The 17,502-nt window shown below is 69.1% G+C and carries 12 protein-coding genes and 1 tRNA gene; 2 read left to right on the top strand and 11 right to left on the bottom strand.

All coding sequences use genetic code 11. The features are described 5' to 3' along the window. The first annotated feature begins 29 nt into the window (after positions 1 to 29). Positions 30 to 1,520, top strand: coding sequence for a serine/threonine protein kinase (locus OO67_RS01740; protein ID WP_033296756.1), 1,491 nt, complete (start codon positions 30 to 32; stop codon positions 1,518 to 1,520). 6 nt (positions 1,521 to 1,526) lie between these two features. Here OO67_RS01740 and OO67_RS01745 read toward each other — a convergent pair whose 3' ends face one another. Together OO67_RS01745 and OO67_RS39250 are read right to left on the bottom strand one after the other, a co-directional pair. Beyond that, complete coding sequence (locus OO67_RS01745) at positions 1,527 to 2,864, bottom strand: hypothetical protein (RefSeq protein ID WP_033297008.1); 1,338 nt, start codon at positions 2,862 to 2,864, stop codon at positions 1,527 to 1,529. Between the two features lie 497 nt (positions 2,865 to 3,361). Beyond that, positions 3,362 to 3,496, bottom strand: a complete 135-nt coding sequence (locus tag OO67_RS39250) for a DLW-39 family protein (protein WP_003958712.1) — start codon at positions 3,494 to 3,496, stop codon at positions 3,362 to 3,364. 281 nt (positions 3,497 to 3,777) lie between these two features. On the opposite strand from OO67_RS39250, the gene OO67_RS01750 reads away from it, so the two are divergent. Continuing rightward, positions 3,778 to 4,137, top strand: coding sequence for a DUF6344 domain-containing protein (locus tag OO67_RS01750; RefSeq protein WP_033296757.1), 360 nt, complete (start codon positions 3,778 to 3,780; stop codon positions 4,135 to 4,137). Between the two features lie 384 nt (positions 4,138 to 4,521). On the opposite strand, the gene OO67_RS01755 is transcribed toward OO67_RS01750, so the two are convergent. From OO67_RS01755 to dnaA, 9 genes are all read right to left on the bottom strand, one after another. Then, positions 4,522 to 4,598 (bottom strand) — tRNA-Ile (locus OO67_RS01755). Positions 4,599 to 4,669: 71 nt separating this feature from the next. Continuing rightward, positions 4,670 to 5,266: a DUF3566 domain-containing protein gene (locus tag OO67_RS35935; RefSeq protein WP_063746126.1), complete on the bottom strand. Its 597-nt coding sequence runs from the start codon at positions 5,264 to 5,266 to the stop codon at positions 4,670 to 4,672. Between the two features lie 93 nt (positions 5,267 to 5,359). After that, positions 5,360 to 7,987, bottom strand: a complete 2,628-nt coding sequence (gene gyrA, locus OO67_RS01765) for a DNA gyrase subunit A (protein ID WP_033296759.1) — start codon at positions 7,985 to 7,987, stop codon at positions 5,360 to 5,362. Between the two features lie 244 nt (positions 7,988 to 8,231). Continuing rightward, positions 8,232 to 10,301, bottom strand: a complete 2,070-nt coding sequence (gene gyrB, locus OO67_RS01770) for a DNA topoisomerase (ATP-hydrolyzing) subunit B (RefSeq protein WP_033296760.1) — start codon at positions 10,299 to 10,301, stop codon at positions 8,232 to 8,234. A 414-nt stretch (positions 10,302 to 10,715) separates the two neighbouring features. Continuing rightward, positions 10,716 to 11,276: a DciA family protein gene (locus tag OO67_RS01775; protein ID WP_033296761.1), complete on the bottom strand. Its 561-nt coding sequence runs from the start codon at positions 11,274 to 11,276 to the stop codon at positions 10,716 to 10,718. Next, the gene (recF, locus tag OO67_RS01780; RefSeq protein WP_033296762.1) at positions 11,273 to 12,403 is read right to left on the bottom strand and encodes a DNA replication/repair protein RecF; all 1,131 of its coding nucleotides are present in this window, start codon (positions 12,401 to 12,403) and stop codon (positions 11,273 to 11,275) included. Before recF ends, OO67_RS01775 begins: the two co-directional genes overlap by 4 nt. A 75-nt stretch (positions 12,404 to 12,478) precedes the next feature. Further along, on the bottom strand, positions 12,479 to 13,357 hold the full coding sequence (gene gnd / locus OO67_RS01785; RefSeq protein ID WP_033296763.1) for a phosphogluconate dehydrogenase (NAD(+)-dependent, decarboxylating): 879 nt from the start codon (positions 13,355 to 13,357) through the stop codon (positions 12,479 to 12,481). Positions 13,358 to 13,502: 145 nt separating this feature from the next. After that, positions 13,503 to 14,633, bottom strand: a complete 1,131-nt coding sequence (gene dnaN, locus OO67_RS01790) for a DNA polymerase III subunit beta (RefSeq protein ID WP_033296764.1) — start codon at positions 14,631 to 14,633, stop codon at positions 13,503 to 13,505. A gap of 1,009 nt (positions 14,634 to 15,642) precedes the next feature. Continuing rightward, entirely contained in the window at positions 15,643 to 17,427 is a 1,785-nt protein-coding gene (gene dnaA / locus OO67_RS01795; RefSeq protein WP_078597539.1) for a chromosomal replication initiator protein DnaA, read from the bottom strand. Positions 17,428 to 17,502 lie beyond the last annotated feature (75 nt).

Below are 17,502 nucleotides of genomic sequence, written 5' to 3' on the forward strand. Positions count from 1 at the left end.
GAAACGGGAACGGGAGCGGGCGCAGCGCAATGGGTGAGGTCTTCGCTGGTCGGTACGAGCTGATCGATCCGATCGGACGTGGTGGGGTCGGCGCCGTCTGGCGTGCGTGGGACCACCGGCGGCGCCGGTACGTCGCGGCCAAGGTCCTGCAGCAGAGCGACGCGCACACCCTTCTGCGCTTCGTCCGTGAGCAGGCGCTGCGGATCGAGCATCCGCACGTTCTCGCCCCGGCCAGCTGGGCCGCCGACGACGACAAGGTCCTGTTCACGATGGATCTCGTCAGCGGCGGTTCGCTGGCCCACGTCATCGGTGACTACGGCCCCCTCCCCCCGCGCTTCGTCTGTCTCCTGCTCGATCAGCTGCTGTCCGGGCTGTCCACGGTGCACGCCGAGGGGGTCGTGCACCGTGACATCAAGCCGGCCAACATCCTTATGGAGGCCACCGGCAAGGGCCGGCCGCATCTGCGGCTCTCCGACTTCGGCATCTCCATGCGCAAGGGAGAACCACGGCTGACGGAGACCAACTACGTGGTGGGAACGCCCGGTTACTTCGCACCCGAGCAGATGATGGGAGCGGAGCCCGACTTCCCGGCGGACCTGTTCGCCGTGGGTCTCGTCGCCCTCTATCTGCTCCATGGGAAGAAGCCCGACTCGAAGGCGTTGATCGAGTACTTCGCCGCCCACGGCACGCCGGGCGCGCCCCAGGGGGTGCCGGAGCCCTTGTGGCAGGTGCTCGCCGGCCTGCTGCAGCCGGATCCGCACGCCCGCTTCCGTACGGCCACAGGTGCGCGCAAGGCGCTGACGGCAGCGGTCGAGATGCTGCCGGAGACCGGTCCGGACGACGAACCCGTGGAGGTGTTCGACCAGATCGGCCCCCTCCCCGCGGGGTTCGGGCCCGACGGCCCCGACCGCCCCGTCGCCCCCGACGCCCCTGGAACGCCCGGCATGGGGCCGCAGACGCCCGCACAAGCCTCCGGCGGCACGCCACACGCGCCACAGCCGTCCCAGCAGCCGTACACGCCTCAGGACCCGGGACAGCAGCCGTACGCGGCGCCTCAGGGTGCACCGGGACAGCAGCCGTACGCGGCGCCGCAGGGTACGCCGGGACAGCAGCCGTACGCGGCGCCGCAGGGTGCGCCGGGGCAACAGCCGTACGCGGCAACCCCGTCGATGTCGGAGACGGGCAGCTTCCACCTCGCGCCACCCCCTCAGCAGCCCGCGCCGCTTCCGCACCCGGCGCATCCGCAGGCGCCGTCCGCCCCGGCCGGCACGGTGCCCCCCTACGCCGCCTCTTCGGACCTCGCCCAGGCCGCCACGGCCGCCGTGCCGTACGGCACTCCGCCCACCCGCGCCTACACCGCCCAGCACCCTCAGGCTCCCGGTCACGCCGCGCAGCCCCCGTCCCGGCCTTCCCCCGCCAAGCGGCCGGGACCGCCCCCGAAGGTGGCGGTCCCGGTGCTGGTGGTGGCGCTGATCTGCTTCGCCGTGGGGATCTGGGCACTCACCCAGTTGCCCGCCTGACCGTCTTCACCAGGCCTGCGGCGGGCCTCCGAGCGGGGGCTGACCGCCCGCGCCGGGCGGCACGGCGGCGGGCACGGCCCTGCGCCTGGCCAGCAGGGTCCATGCCCCGAGCCCGAGCACCAGCACGGAGCCCATGCCGATGCCCGCCGCGGCCACCACCTTCATCGTGCCGCTCTCACCGGCTTCGGGCGCGCTCTGCCCGCTCTCGGCCATCTCCCTGTCGTCGTCCGTGATCCCGAAGATCCCGGCATCCCCCTGGTACGGCGACGGCTTGCTGTCGTTGACGACCTTCACCTTGAGCGTCAGCCCGATGGCCTCGCTCCCGTAGTGCTCGGCGACCCCGGGCGAAAGTGTCACCGACAGGTAGTACCAGCCCGCGAAGCGCATGGCGCTGACGTCTGCCGCCGCGTCGTGGCGGTTCTCGTACGCCACCGGCGGCAACGGGTCCAGGGACACCGAGTTGGGCGCCCCCGAGTACGACAGCGTCGCGTCGTCCACGTGACCGCGCGCCGGGTTGTCCAGTGACAGCGCGAGGGCGTTGCCGAGGTACTCCGTCGACTTGCCGCTGTTGCTCAGCGCGGCGGTGGCGAAGATCTGCTGGCCCCAGTCCACGGGCACCCGGTAGAAGCGGGTCTGGCCGGGGGCGATGCGGTCCACCCATTCGCCGGACTCCAGGCTGGTGGCGTCGTAGAAGCTGCTGCCACCGGACCGCTCCTGCTTGCCGGCGGGCGGCACCGGCGAGGCGGAGGGCCAGTCCTCCGGCGCCTCCGTCGGCAGCGACCCGCCGTCCTTCGGCGCCGGCTCGTTCTCGAGACGCAGCTCCAGGTCCCAGGCCTCGGGGGAGGAACTCGCCTTGCTCTCCCGCTCGATCAGGACGTTGTACGTACCGCCCGCCTGACAGGTGGTGCGGTCCTTCTCGATGGTCCGGTGGGCGTACGCGGCGATCGGACGCGGAAACTCCGCCGCCTCGAAGAGTGCGTCGTACGAACTGCACTGGTTGTCGTCGAGGTCCCTGACGCTGATCGTGATGCCGTCCCCGTAGGCGACCTTTCCGCCTGCCTTCGGCACGGCGACGGCGGAGACGTACGCATCGGTCGTGTCGTCGAGTTCCAGGCGGTAGTACAGCTTCTGACCGTGCGCGACGGAACTCTTGTAGACCGCACCGGGCTTCAGCTCCTCCGCGTCGGCGTTCGTCTCCGCGCCCTGGACCGATACCGCCGCGGGATCGAACGCGTACGCCGCAGGGCCGTCGGCCGCGTGCGCCTGCCCCGGCAGCGCCGCCACCGCGCACACCGCCGCGATCGTCGCGAGCGTCACCCGGCCCCTGTTGCGCTGCCTGTTCACGCGCTTCCCCTCGTCGTCTGCGTGCCTGCTCCGCGGCCGCCTGCGTACGAGCAGGGTCCCGGCGGTCGGATCGACCACGGCGCCCGCTCCGGCAGCGCTGCCGGTCCATCCTGCCCCGCCCGTACCACTGCTGTCTGCGGCCCCCGCCGTATTGCCGTCATTGCCCGCTTCGGTGGGGCGGCCGGGCCTCCCGCGCGGGACGGGAGCGCGGTGCCGGGGGCCGGCCGGTTCGTCCCCGACGACCGCCCCCCGCAGGCAGCCCGAGGGGTTTCCGTCTGTACATCGCCGGCCGCGGCGTCGTCGAGGCCGGCGACGCCCCGCACCTCATGCGGATGCCTCCCGGCGACCCGCACACCACGACATCTTTGCTCACGCAATCCGACGATTCACTCCGGTGAACCCGAAGGTGCGGCTGTCACGGGCCCGCGGCAACGGGCTCCGGACAGCAGAAAGCCCCGGCCGCTCGGCGACCGGGGCTTGTAGCAGACTGTTCCGTCTCACACACCTGAACCTGCGGGCACGGAGTCGGTCGCCTCCGTCCACAGATCCTGCTCGGCGCGATCCGCCTGGATCTGGCGGTACACGAGGAGCCCGCCGATGGCGGCCAGTGCGACCAGGAGAAGCTTCTTCACCGCGCGACCTCGTCTTTCCTTGACGTAAGGGACTTCTGCCGCCCGACTATACACACCGGCCGATACCGATCGGTGACCTCCCCGGGACCCGGCCGCCACCTGTTCCGGGCCCCTCTCGAGGCCCTTGGAGACCCCCGGAACGGCTTTTCCGAGCCGGTTGAACCATAAGAGTGGTGTTCATCGGAAGATCGGCGCACCGGGGGCGTCGGTCCCGGTTTCCAGGGGCCGGATCCACATCATCGGAAAGGTAAGCGAACCGGACCACCTGAAAGCGAGGGGCCATGAGCACCTTCAGGGTCAAGAGCATCTGGACAGCCTTCGTCACCGCCTTCGTCGCGCTTCTCGCGTCGCTGGGCCTCGCCACCGCCCAGGCCACGGCCGCGGAGCCGGCGGTCACGAGCCACGAGCACACGGGGGCGAACCCGGCAACCGCGAGCACCCCGTCGGTGCGATGGACCCTTCCGCGTGACAGGGCGCTGCCACCCACGATGAAGCAGCGCATCCGCGCCGAGGCCCACGGTTCCTCACCCGCCACCCGCCAGCTGTCCGCCGACACCACGGACGCCGTGCACGCGACGAACAGCGGCCACTCCGCCCACAGCGCCACACCTGCCGGGGACTCCGCCCCGCTGCCACCCTGAGAGCACCGCTGACGCCACCCAGGCCCCTGGTCCGGTCCACACCGGCAGGGGCCTTTTCCGTGCGCCCGCACCCGTTTCCAGCACCGACCCGGATCGGCTGGTCATTCCAGCGGATGGTCAGCGACTACGCCTGCCCCGCACCCAGATCACGCCGAGAGTCACTGCGCCGACCACGGACAGCGAGATCGCCCCGAGGATCACTGTCACCCCGGCCGAGATCACCAGGATTCCCCACCACGGTGGACCGTCTCCCACAGTCCCCCTCACGGAGTGTGCGCACCAAGGTGCGACGCCTGAGGTGCCAGGTCTGGTTCCGTGACCATCGTTGATGTGAGCGGTACACGCCGAAGGCCCCCCACCGTTACCGGTGAGGGGCCTTCGTGCTGGTGGGGCTAACAGGATTTGAACCTGTGGCCTCATCCTTATCAGGGATGCGCTCTAACCAACTGAGCTATAGCCCCGCCGCGCTGCTGCGCTGACTTCTGAAGATTAGCGCACGTCGGGGCCAGTCCCAAAATCGATACCCGGCGTCCTACTCGTCCTCGGCGAGAGTGAGCTCCACGCCACCCACGAAGCCGGCCGACAGGTTGTAGATGAACGCGCCCAGCGTCGCCAGCGCGGTGGCCAGCACCACGTCGATCACCGCGATGACCGAGGTGAAGATGAGCACGCGCGGCAGCGACAGGAACGACTGCAGATCGAAGCCGTTGCTCTCGTTCGAGCCGGTGGCCTCGCTGATCGTGCCTCCCACGGTGGAGAAGACGCCCATCGCGTCCATCACCATCCACAGGACGGCGGCCGCGACCACCATGCAGATGCCGAGGGCGATGGAGAGCAGGAAGCTGACCTTCATCACCGACCACGGATCGGCCTTCGCCACCCGCAGACGCGCCTTACGGGTCCGCGGCGTGGTCCGCGCCCCCGTGCGGGGCAGCCGGGTCGCCTGCGTGCCGCCGACGCCCTCCGCACCGCCTTGTGTGCCTCCGCCCTGCGTACCGCCCGCAGGGGACTGGTACGCCTGCGGCGGGTGATAGGGCCCCGCCTTACCCGATGCGGGCTCCCGCTCGCCGGGCAACGGCCCGGTCGCGTACCCCTCGTACTGCGCCTGAGGTCCCCGAGTGTCCGTCACAGTGCCCCCTTGGGAGTCCGTGGCAGGGCCACGGGCGCCGCTCGCGCCTGCTCCGGAAGCGGCCGAACCTGCGCCCGTGGCTCCACTCACGCTCTACTCCTCGTGCTCCCCGGCCGAAGGCGCCGTGCCCTCGGCTGTGCCCTCGACCACGTTCTCGGCATGAGCCTCGACCGTGGCGCCTTCGGCCTCATCGGTCCCTTCGACCTCTTCGGCCTCACGACCGGCCTCGGCGTTGCGCGCGATGCCGACGACGGCATCACGCTTGCCCAGATTGATCAGTTGAACGCCCATGGTGTCACGGCCGGTCTCCCTGACTTCATTGACTCGCGTACGGATCACGCCGCCGCCGAGCGTGATGGCGAGGATCTCATCCGCATCCTCCACCACCAGCGCGCCGACGAGGGACCCGCGGTCCTCGACGATCTTGGCCGCCTTGATGCCGAGACCGCCACGGCCCTGGACGCGGTACTCGTCCACCGCGGTCCGCTTCGCGTATCCGCCGTCGGTGGCGGTGAACACGAACGTACCGGGCCGGACGACATTCATCGAGAGCAGCTCGTCGCCCTCACGGAAACTCATGCCCTTCACACCCGAGGTGGCGCGGCCCATCGGGCGGAGCGCGTCGTCCGTCGCGGTGAACCTGATCGACTGGGCCTTCCTGCTGATGAGCAGCAGATCGTCCTCGGCCGAGACCAGCTCCGCCCCGATCAGCTCGTCGTCCGCGCCGCTCTCCGTCTCCCGGAGGTTGATCGCGATGACGCCGCCGGAGCGCGGGGAGTCGTAGTCCTTGAGCGAGGTCTTCTTCACCAGACCGCCCTTGGTCGCCAGGACCAGGTAGGGCGCGGCCTCGTAGTCGCGGATCGCCAGGATCTGCGCGATCTGCTCGTCGGGCTGGAACGCCAGGAGGTTCGCCACGTGCTGGCCACGCGCGTCCCGGCCGGCATCCGGCAGCTCGTACGCCTTGGCCCGGTAGACCCTGCCCTTGTTCGTGAAGAACAGCAGCCAGTGGTGCGTCGTCGACACGAAGAAGTGGTCGACGATGTCGTCTTCCCGGAGCTTCGTGCCACGCACGCCCTTGCCGCCGCGCTTCTGCGAGCGGTAGTCGTCCGTCTTCGTGCGCTTGACGTACCCGCCGCGGGAGATGGTGACGACGATGTCTTCCTCGGCGATGAGGTCCTCGATCGACATGTCACCGTCGAAGGGCACCAGCTTCGAGCGCCGGTCGTCGCCGAACTTGTCGACGATCGCCGCCAGTTCCTCGCTGACGATCTGCCGCTGACGCGCCGGCGACGCGAGGATCTCGTTGTACTCGTTGATCTTCGCCTGGAGCTCGTCGTGCTCAGCGGTGATCTTCTGGTGCTCCAGCGCGGCCAGGCGGCGCAGCTGCATCTCGAGGATCGCGTTCGCCTGGAGCTCGTCGATCTCCAGCAGGCCCATCAGGCCCTCACGCGCGATCTCCACGGTGTTGCTGCGGCGGATGAGCGCGATGACCTCGTCGATCGCGTCCAGGGCCTTGAGCAGGCCGCGCAGGATGTGCGCCCGCTCCTCGGCCTTGCGCAGCCGGAACTTCGTGCGCCGGACGATGACCTCGATCTGGTGCGTCACCCAGTGCCGGATGAACGCGTCGATCGACAGCGTGCGCGGCACCCCGTCGACCAGCGCCAGCATGTTCGCGCCGAAGTTCGACTGCAGATCGGTGTGCTTGTAGAGGTTGTTCAGCACGACCTTGGCGACCGCGTCACGCTTCAGCACGACGACCAGGCGCTGGCCCGTGCGCGAGGACGTCTCGTCGCGGACGTCCGCGATGCCGCCGACCTTGCCGTCCTTCACCAGGTCGGCGATCTTCTGCGCGAGGTTGTCGGGGTTGGTCTGGTACGGGAGCTCCGTGACGACCAGGCACTGCCGGCCCTGGATCTCCTCGACCGCGACGACCGCCCGCATCGTGATCGAGCCACGGCCCGTGCGGTACGCCTCCTCGATGCCCTTGCGGCCCACGACCAGCGCGCCGGTCGGGAAGTCCGGGCCCTTGATGCGTTCGAGCAGCGCGTCCAGGAGCTCCTCGTGCGAGGCCTCCGGGTGCTCCAGGTACCACTGCGCACCGGCCGCGACCTCGCGGAGGTTGTGCGGCGGAATGTTGGTCGCCATGCCGACCGCGATGCCCGCCGACCCGTTGATCAGCAGGTTCGGGAAGCGGGCGGGCAGGACCACCGGCTCCTGGTTGCGGCCGTCGTAGTTGTCCTTGAAATCGACGGTCTCCTCGTCGATGTCCCGGACCATCTCCATGGACAGCGGCATCATCTTGCACTCGGTGTACCGCATGGCTGCGGCCGGGTCGTTGCCCGGGGAACCGAAGTTGCCGTTGGAGTCCACCAGCGGCATGCGCATCGACCAGTGCTGCGCCAGTCGCACGAGCGCGTCGTAGATCGAGGAGTCGCCGTGCGGGTGGTACGTACCCATGACGTCACCGACGACGCGGGCGCACTTGTAGAAGCCCTTCTCGGGCCGGTAGCCACCGTCGTACATCGCGTACAGCACGCGGCGGTGGACGGGCTTCAGACCGTCCCGCACGTCGGGCAGTGCACGCGACACGATGACGGACATCGCGTAGTCGAGGTAGGAGCGCTGCATCTCCGTCTCGAGCCCGACGGGCTCGACACGCATGCCCACACCCGGGACGGGGGGCTCCTCTTCGGGCATCACAGGGGTGTTCTCGTCGGCCATTGCTGGTCAAAGTCCTTTCGCGCTGCGGCTTGGAGGTCCGGCGACTGGGAGGTGGGGGAAGGAGCGGGTCCGGGTGCGTGCAGCTGCAAGGCGGAGGATCCAGCCATGGCGGAGCCATGGTGACCGACGACGATGCCGCTGGGGGTCCCCCTGCTCGAGCGAGGCCGAGAGCTCGGGGGAGTGCGTGCCCAGACCTGTGACGCCGCCTCCCGATTCGCCCGACCCTCCTCCTTGTACGGCCGACTCAGATGTCGAGGAAGCGGACGTCCTTGGCGTTGCGCTGGATGAACGAACGCCGCGCCTCGACGTCCTCACCCATCAGCACCGAGAACAGGTCGTCGGCCTGCGCCGCGTCGTCCAGCGTGACCTGGCCCAGCACACGGTGGTCGACGTCCATCGTGGTGACGCGCAGTTCCTCGGCGTTCATCTCACCGAGACCCTTGAAGCGCTGGATCGAGTCCTCCTTGATCCGCTTGCCGTTCTGCTTGCCGAGCTCCACCAGGGCGTCGCGCTCACGGTCCGAGTACGCGTACTCGAAGTCGTCACGGCCCCACTTGATCTTGTAGAGCGGCGGGCGGGAGAGATAGACGTGCCCGGACTCGACGAGCGGCCGCATGAACCTGAACAGGAACGTCAGCAGCAGGGTGTTGATGTGCTGGCCGTCGACATCGGCGTCAGCCATCAGGATGATCTTGTGATAGCGGAGCTTCTCGATGTCGAAGTCCTCGTGGACCCCGGTACCGAAGGCCGAGATCAGAGCCTGGACCTCGGTGTTCTGCAGGATCTTGTCGATCCTGGCCTTCTCGACGTTCAGGATCTTGCCTCGGATCGGCAGGATGGCCTGGTACATCGGGTTGCGGCCGGACTTCGCCGAACCACCGGCGGAGTCACCCTCGACGATGAAGATCTCGCACTTCGTCGGGTCGTTGGACTGGCAGTCGCTCAGCTTGCCGGGCAGCGAGGCGCTCTCCAGGAGCCCCTTGCGCCGGGTCAGGTCACGCGCCTTGCGCGCCGCCACACGGGCCGTGGACGCCGCGATGCCCTTGCGGATGATGTCCGCGGCCTCGTTGGGGTTCCGGTCGAACCAGTCCGTCAGCTGCTCGTGGACGACCTTCTGCACGAAGGTCTTCGCCTCGGTGTTGCCCAGCTTGGTCTTCGTCTGACCCTCGAACTGAGGCTCGCCCAGCTTGACCGAGATGATCGCCGTCAGACCCTCGCGGACGTCCTCACCGGTGAGGTTGTCGTCCTTCTCGCGCAGCAGCTTCTTGTCGCGCGCGTAACGGTTGACCAGAGAGGTCAGCGCCGCACGGAAGCCCTCCTCGTGCGTACCGCCCTCGTGCGTGTGGATCGCGTTGGCGAAGGAGTAGACACCCTCCGTGTACTGCGTGTTCCACTGCATGGCGATCTCGGCCGAGAGGAGGCGGTCCTTGTCCTCGGCCTCGATGTCGATCACCGACTGGTGAATGACGTCGCCCTTGCGGGAGTTGAGGTACTTCACGAAATCGACGATGCCGTTTTCGTAGTGGTACGTGACCGAGCGGGCGGCCTCCTCCTCGGCGGGCTCGACCGCGTCCGCGCTGTCCGCGCCCGCCGTCGCCTTCGCCGACTCCCGCTCGTCGGTGAGCTTGAGGGTGAGGCCCTTGTTGAGGAACGCCATCTCCTGGAAGCGGCGCGAAAGGGTCTCGAAGCTGTACTCGGTGGTCTCGAAGATGTCCCCGTCGGCCCAGAAGGTGACCGACGTACCGGACTCCTCGGTGGCCTCGTGCTTGGCCAGCGGGGCGGTCGGGACGCCGAGCTTGTAGTCCTGGGTCCAGCGGTATCCGTCCGTCTTGACCTCGACGGAGACCCGTGTGGACAGGGCGTTGACGACGGAGACGCCGACGCCGTGCAGGCCGCCGGAGACGGCGTAACCGCCGCCGCCGAACTTGCCGCCCGCGTGCAGGACGGTCAGCACGACCTCGACGGCCGGCTTCCCTTCGGACGGCACGATGCCGACCGGGATGCCTCGGCCGTTGTCGATCACGCGCACCCCGCCGTCGGCGAGGATCGTGACGTCGATGGTGTCCGCGTGGCCGGCCATCGCCTCGTCGACCGAGTTGTCGACCACTTCCTGCACGAGGTGGTGCAGGCCGCGCTCACCGGTCGAGCCGATGTACATGCCAGGCCGCTTGCGGACCGCGTCCAGCCCTTCCAGCACGGTGATCGCGTTGGCGTCGTACGAGGCGGTCACCTCGCCGTGCTCACCGGCTGTGGACGGAATGTTCTCGTTGGGGTTGCCGGAATCGGCCACGAAGCGCCCTTTCTGGCACAGCACAGGCCGTTCTCCGGCAGGCGGGAGCGGCTGCGTCGTTCGGCTTGTATCGACGACTCCCGCGAGGAAGCGGGATTGTCCACCAGTCTACCGGTAGCGCTGACATGAATGGGGGTTTGCCGGTGCCTGAGTACGCATGTGCCGCCCTGAATGAGCGGCTGACGACTCCCCATATTCAGGAAGGGGCCCCGGGGGGCTCACGACGGCTTTGCGCGCTTCGGGCTGTCAACCCCCGGCTACGGTGAGGGACGCCGCACATTCCTCGCGTGCCGCAAATCCACACAAAGGCGGACAGAGGGGAAGCGCCAGGCTGTCGGCGAATCAGGACAGAAGCGGGTGTACCGCCCTCATGGCCCTTCCCTGCGCGAGCCGTGACCCAGGACCGTGGACGAGGACCGTGGACAGGGAAAGCCCAGCTCAGCCGTAGGTGTCGCCGGGCCCCTTGCTCCCGGGCGTCCGGAGAGGGCCGAATCTGCGCTGAGGTCCGCCGGGACCGAGCACCTTGATCATCCGGACGGTGCCGTGGCCCAGGTCCGTGTTCAGCCGCGCGACCAGTTGCGGCGCGAGCAGCCGGAGCTGTGTCGCCCACGCCGTCGAATCGCACTGCACGGTCAGGACCCGCTCAGCCGGATCCTCGTCGTACCGCACCGGTACGCAGTGATTGGCCAGATCGTCACCCACGATCTGCGGCCAGCGGCCCATCACGCCGCCGACGGCCGCCGGGGTCTCCCAGCCCCGCTCCGTGATCAGCCGGTTGATCGCCGAACCCAGGGGCAGCGGATCCCGCCCGTCGGACCGTGCACCCGACCGCAGCCCCCCGCCGCGCCTCGCCTGCTTCTTCTGCTGCGCCGCGGCGCCCCGGGCACGGGCCTGCTCCTTGGCCGCACGCAGAGCCACGCGCGCCAGATCCACCCCGGACACCTCCGGCTGCTTCGCCGGCCCCGGCGCGGGTCCACCCTGCTCGTCCGGGCCGCTCACAGCCGCTCCACCGCCCCTTCGGAGACCGCGTACCGCGCTCCGGCCAGTACACCTGGGACGTCGTCGTCCACAGCGGCCGTCACCAGCACCTGCTCACCCGGGGCCACCAGCTCCGCCAGCCGCTCACGACGGCGCGCGTCCAGCTCGGCGAAGACGTCGTCCAGCACCAGTACCGGCTCGTTGCCCTCCGAGCGGAGCAGATCGTAGGAGGCCAGTCGCAGCGCCAGCGCGTACGACCAGGACTCGCCATGGCTCGCGTACCCCTTGGCCGGCATGCCGCGCAGACCCAGCACCAGATCGTCACGGTGCGGACCGACCAAGGTCACCCCGCGCTCGATCTCCTGCTTACGTGCCTGGACCAGGGCCGCCATCACCTGCTCGTACAGTTCCTCGCGGGTGCGCGCGGGCTCCACGTCGCCACCGACCGAGCTGCGGTACTCCAGCGTCACGGGCCCACCACCCGGGGCGACGTCCGCATAGGCCTTGTCCGCCAGCGGTTGCAGGGTCGCGATGAGATCCAGCCGCTGCGCCAGCAACTCCGCCCCCACCCGGCCCAGGTGCTGGTCCCACACGTCCAGGGTGGACAGGTCCATCGACCGGCCGCCGTGCCTGCGGGCCATGGCCGCGGACTTCAGCAGGGTGTTGCGCTGCTTCAGGACCCGCTCGTAGTCGGAGCGGACTCCGGCCATGCGGGGGGAGCGCGCCGTGATCAGCTCGTCCAGGAAGCGCCGGCGCTCGCCCGGGTCACCCTTCACCAGGGCCAGGTCCTCGGGGGCGAAGAGCACCGTCCGCACTATCCCCAGCACGTCGCGCGGCCTGACCTGCGACGACCTGTTGACACGTGCCCGATTGGCACGGCCAGGATTGAGCTCCAGCTCGATCAGCTGCGAGCGCTCTCCCTGGGTGACCGCCGCGCGTACGACGGCGCGCTCCGCGCCCATGCGCACCAGGGGGGCGTCGGAGGACACCCGGTGGCTGCCGAGCGTGGCGAGATAGCCGACCGCCTCCACCAGATTGGTCTTGCCCTGGCCGTTGGCCCCCACGAACGCGGTGACGCCCGGTTCGAGAGGGACCTCGACCCGGGCGTACGAGCGGAAGTCGGCCAGCGAGAGATGCGTGACGTGCATGGTCGCCGACCCTTCCGACTGCGTGCTCTGCTGTGTTCCGCGGGGCCGTCTCCTGCCCTCGGCCCCGCGGATTTCCTACTTCTTGTTCTCGACCGCGTGGCCGCCGAACTGGTTGCGCAGCGCGGCGATCATCTTCATCTGCGGGGAGTCGTCCTGCCGCGAGGCGAAGCGCGCGAACAGGGACGCGGTGATCGCGGGCAGCGGCACCGCGTTGTCGATCGCGGCCTCGACCGTCCACCGGCCCTCACCGGAGTCCGCGGCGAAGCCACGGAGCTGGTCGAGGTGCTCGTCGTCGTCCAGTGCGTTGACAGCCAGGTCGAGCAGCCAGGAACGGATGACCGTGCCCTCCTGCCAGGAGCGGAAGACCTCGCGCACGTCGGTGACGGAGTCGACCTTCTCCAGGAGCTCCCAGCCCTCGGCGTAGGCCTGCATCATGGCGTACTCGATGCCGTTGTGGACCATCTTGGCGAAGTGGCCGGCGCCGACCTTGCCCGCGTGGACGGAGCCGAAGTCACCCTCGGGCTTGAGGGCGTCGAAGACAGGCTGGACCTTCTCCACGTTCGCGGCCTCGCCGCCGTACATCAGGGCGTAGCCGTTCTCCAGGCCCCAGACGCCGCCGGAGACGCCGCAGTCGACGAAGCCGATGCCCTTGATGCCCAGCTCGACGGCGTGCTTCTCGTCGTCGGTCCAGCGGGAGTTCCCGCCGTCCACGACGACGTCCCCCGGGGAGAGCAGCTCGGCCAGCTCGTCGATGGTGGACTGGGTCGCGGCACCGGCGGGCACCATCACCCACACGACGCGCGGGCCCTTGAGCTTGCCCACAAGCTCTTCGAGGCTGTGGACATCGGCGACGTCCGGATTGCGGTCGTAACCGATGACCGTGTGGCCTGCGCGGCGGATGCGCTCGCGCATGTTGCCGCCCATCTTGCCGAGGCCGACGAGACCGAGCTCCATCAGAGATTCCTTAAGCGTTGTGCCGATTCGTACCCAGGACCGAGCCTACGCCCGGCCGGAACAGTACGGCGGGGTGCAGCACGGTGGGCCCGCTCTGCGCTGAGCCTGCCCGCCGGAAACTGCCATGACAGGGACGACCGCCGGATCAGCCGGAGAGGCGGACCGGCATGATCAGGTACTTGTACGCGTCGTCCGCCTCGGCGTCGACGGCCGGCCGGCCGCTGAGCAGCGCGGGCTTGGTCGACGTCGTGAAGGAGAGCTGCGCGACCGGGGAGTCGATGGCGCTGAGCCCGTCCAGAAGGAAGGTCGGGTTGAAGGCGATCGAGATGTCGTCGCCCTCGAGCACGGCGTCCACACGCTCCACAGCCTGTGCGTCGTCACTGGAGCCGGCCTCCAGGATCAGCACACCCTGCTCGAAGCTGAGCCGCACCGGGGTGTTGCGCTCGGCGACGAGCGCCACACGCTTGACGGCCTCGACGAACGGGGCGGTCTCGATGACCGCGACCGAGTTGAACTCGGTGGGGAAGAGCGTCCGGTACTTCGGGAGGTCGCCCTCGAGCAGCCGCGTGGTCGTACGGCGGCCGGCGCCCTCGAAACCGATGAGCCCCTCGCCCGCGCCCGAACCGGACAGCGCCAAGGTCACCGTGTCACCGCTGGTCAGCGCCTTGGCGGTGTCCAGGAGCGTCTTGGCGGGCACCAGGGCCACAGCCGAGGCGTCGGGGTTCTCGGGCTTCCACAGGAACTCACGGACCGCGAAGCGGTAGCGGTCGGTCGACGCGAGGGTGACGGTGTCGCCCTCGATCTCGATCCGGACACCGGTCAGGACGGGCAGGGTGTCGTCACGCCCCGCCGCGATGGCGACCTGTGCCGCCGCGGAGGCGAAGACCTCACCGGGGACGGTGCCCGTGGCGGTCGGCATCTGCGGCAGCGCCGGGTACTCCTCCACAGGAAGGGTGTGGAGTGTGAACCGCGAGGAGCCGCAGACCACCGTGGCGCGTACACCGTCGGTGGAGATCTCCACCGGCCTGTTCGGCAGCGCGCGGCAGATGTCGGCGAGCAGGCGGCCGGAGACGAGCACCGTGCCGTCCTCCTCCACCTCCGCGTCCACCGAGACCTTGGCCGAGACCTCGTAGTCGAAGCTCGAGAAGCTGAGGGCTCCGTCCTCAGCCTTCAGCAGAAGGCCCGCGAGAACGGGCGCCGGCGGACGGGCCGGGAGGCTGCGGGCCACCCAGGCCACCGCCTCCGCGAGTACATCGCGCTCCACCCGGATCTTCACCGGAACCGCCTCCTGCTGTTGCTCGCTCGCCCTGCCGGCCTTCGTCGTCTTACCGGGGCTCCCTGCCGAGGGGCTGGGGATGCCACCGGGGTCCAGTCTGACGTACGGCGCCGACAGTCGTTGCTGCTCGGGGTCAAGTCGAGCCAAGAGGTTCGCCGAGCTCGCCGCTCGAGTTGTGCACAGGCCCCACTTCGAAGCTGATTCCTGGCTAACTCTGAGTGGTAGTAGTAGTAGGCCCTGTGGAAACCGTGGATAACGTCGTTTTCGCAGGTCAGCCGCCATTTTTTGTCCACCGACCCTGTGGGTGGCACCGGTGGACAACCAGGCGTTTCTGTGGACAGGCGAAAGTTCTGCACACCCGATGCACAGGGCGGAGTGACTTCTCCCCAGGGCTGTCCCCAGCTTTACCCACGTTCCCCACAGCTCAACCGAGGCCCCTCGTGTGACGCCTTTCACTCTCGGCAGTGAAAGGCGGTGTCGGGTTGCCGAACAGTGGACAGGGGTGTGGAGAAGCTGGGGACAACGGGGCCGTGCCTGTGGGCCGACGGTGGACAACCTCATTGCGACCCTGTGGACGAAATTTCTGTCCACAGGCTGTGGATCACGGTTGACCACAAATCCCCAACCACGTGACCAGGCCTGATGGAGTATCGGCCGCAGCCCCTGTGGACGCAATCTGGACAACTTCACAGTCCCCAGGCTGTGGATGCCGGATTCCTCGTTCTTCTGTGGAGAAGAGCCGGTCAGCGGCTCGAAATCGAACACACCGACCTGGATCCGTCGCCCCGCACGCCGCCGATCTGAACGGAAGCGGGTGTCCGAAGCGGTCCAGGAAGCCCTCAGGGCCGTTCTTCGACCCGCCTCCGCGTGCTCCCTCGACCGTTTCTGGAGCCGTTCCTGGAGCCGTTACTGAGGCTGATGACGACGAAGGGCGCCCCTGCGAGGACGTCGTAAGGTCCTCGCAGGGGCGCCCGGGGCGCGCTGCGTACCTGGCTGCGGAGCCGGCGCGTCAGCCGTTCTTGATGCGGTTGGTGAGCTCGGTGACCTGGTTGTAGATGGAGCGCCGTTCCGCCATCAGGGCGCGGATCTTCCGGTCGGCGTGCATCACCGTGGTGTGGTCGCGCCCGCCGAACTGGGCCCCGATCTTGGGCAGGGAGAGGTCCGTCAGCTCCCGGCAGAGGTACATGGCGATCTGTCGCGCCGTCACCAGGACGCGGCTTCGCGACGATCCGCAGAGGTCCTCCACCGTCAGCCCGAAGTAGTCCGCGGTCGCCGCCATGATGGCCGGCGCGGTGATCTCGGGCGCCGAGTCCTCGCCGCCCGGGATCAGATCCTTGAGCACGATCTCGGTCAGGCCGAGGTCCACCGGCTGCCGGTTCAGACTCGCGAAGGCGGTCACGCGGATGAGAGCGCCCTCCAGCTCGCGGATGTTGCGCGAGATGCGGGAGGCGATGAACTCGAGTACCTCGGGCGGGGCGTTGAGCTGCTCCTGCACGGCCTTCTTGCGGAGGATCGCGATACGCGTCTCCAGCTCCGGGGGCTGCACGTCGGTGGTGAGACCCCACTCGAACCGGTTCCGCAGCCGGTCCTCGAGGGTCACCAGCTGCTTGGGCGGACGGTCCGAGGACAGCACGATCTGCTTGTTGGCGTTGTGGAGCGTGTTGAAGGTGTGGAAGAACTCCTCCTGCGTCGACTCCTTGCTCGCCAGGAACTGGATGTCGTCGACCAGGAGGATGTCCACGTCCCGGTAGCGCTTGCGGAAGGTGTCGCCCTTGCCGTCGCGGATCGAGTTGATGAACTCGTTGGTGAATTCCTCGGAGCTCACGTACCGCACCCGGGTGCCCGGGTACAGGCTCCGCGCGTAGTGCCCGATGGCGTGCAGCAGATGGGTCTTGCCGAGCCCCGACTCCCCGTAGATGAAGAGGGGGTTGTACGCCTTCGCGGGGGCCTCGGCGACGGCGACCGCGGCCGCGTGCGCGAAGCGGTTGGACGCGCCGATCACGAAGGTGTCGAAGAGGTACTTCGGGTTCAGCCGGGCGTGCGGCTCCCCGGTCCCCGGCGGGGGCGCCGACTGCGTACCCATGGGGCCGCCGCCGCTCCTTCCGGTGCCGGGCCCGCCCTGGCGGTGCTGGGGCTGCTGGTCCTGCGGATCGTGGCGGTCGCGGCTGTCCCTCGGCTGCTCGTACCCCTGGCGTTCGGGCGGCTGCGGACGGTAGTCGTGCTGCGGCTGCTGCGAGCGCGGGCTCGCGTACGGGTCGCGGTCCTGGTACCCGCCGTGCCGGGGCTGCCAGGAGAGATCCTCCTGCGCGCGGGGCCACGCACCGGGTTGGGGGCGGTGCTGCTGGTAGTCGGGGTAGGCGGGGCGGGCCGTCGGCATGCCGTCGTCCGACGGGCCGGAGCCGTAGCTGTCGTACCCGTCGTTGCGCGAGGGCTCGTCGTGCTGGGGGCCCTGGTAGCGGTGGGACTGCTGCCCTTGGTGGGGCTGGCGCATCGGGGGCGCGGGCGGAGCGGGAGGCTCGCCCGCCGAATCGTCCACGGTGATCGCGATCCGGATCAGTCGCCCGCACTCACGGGTGAGTGTTTCGCTGATCAGCGGTGCGAGCCGGCCCTCCACGACCCCCTTGGCATAACCGTTGGGTACGGCCAGCAGCGCGGTGTCGGCGACGAGTGCCAGGGGCTGACAGCGCTCGATCCACTGTTTGTCCTTCGGCTGGATGCCCTGCTGGCCCTCCCCGAGGAGTTGTTCCAGCACTCGTGGCCACACTGCGGCAAGATCGGCAGGTACGTCAGCCACAAGGCACGCTCTCTCGCATGTCCCACGAATGTGTGCTTCTCGGGACGGGATGGGTCGGGTCGGGTGAGGCCCGGC

It is taken from the genome of Streptomyces atroolivaceus (genome assembly GCF_000717025.1).
GTDB lineage: Bacteria > Actinomycetota > Actinomycetes > Streptomycetales > Streptomycetaceae > Streptomyces > Streptomyces atroolivaceus.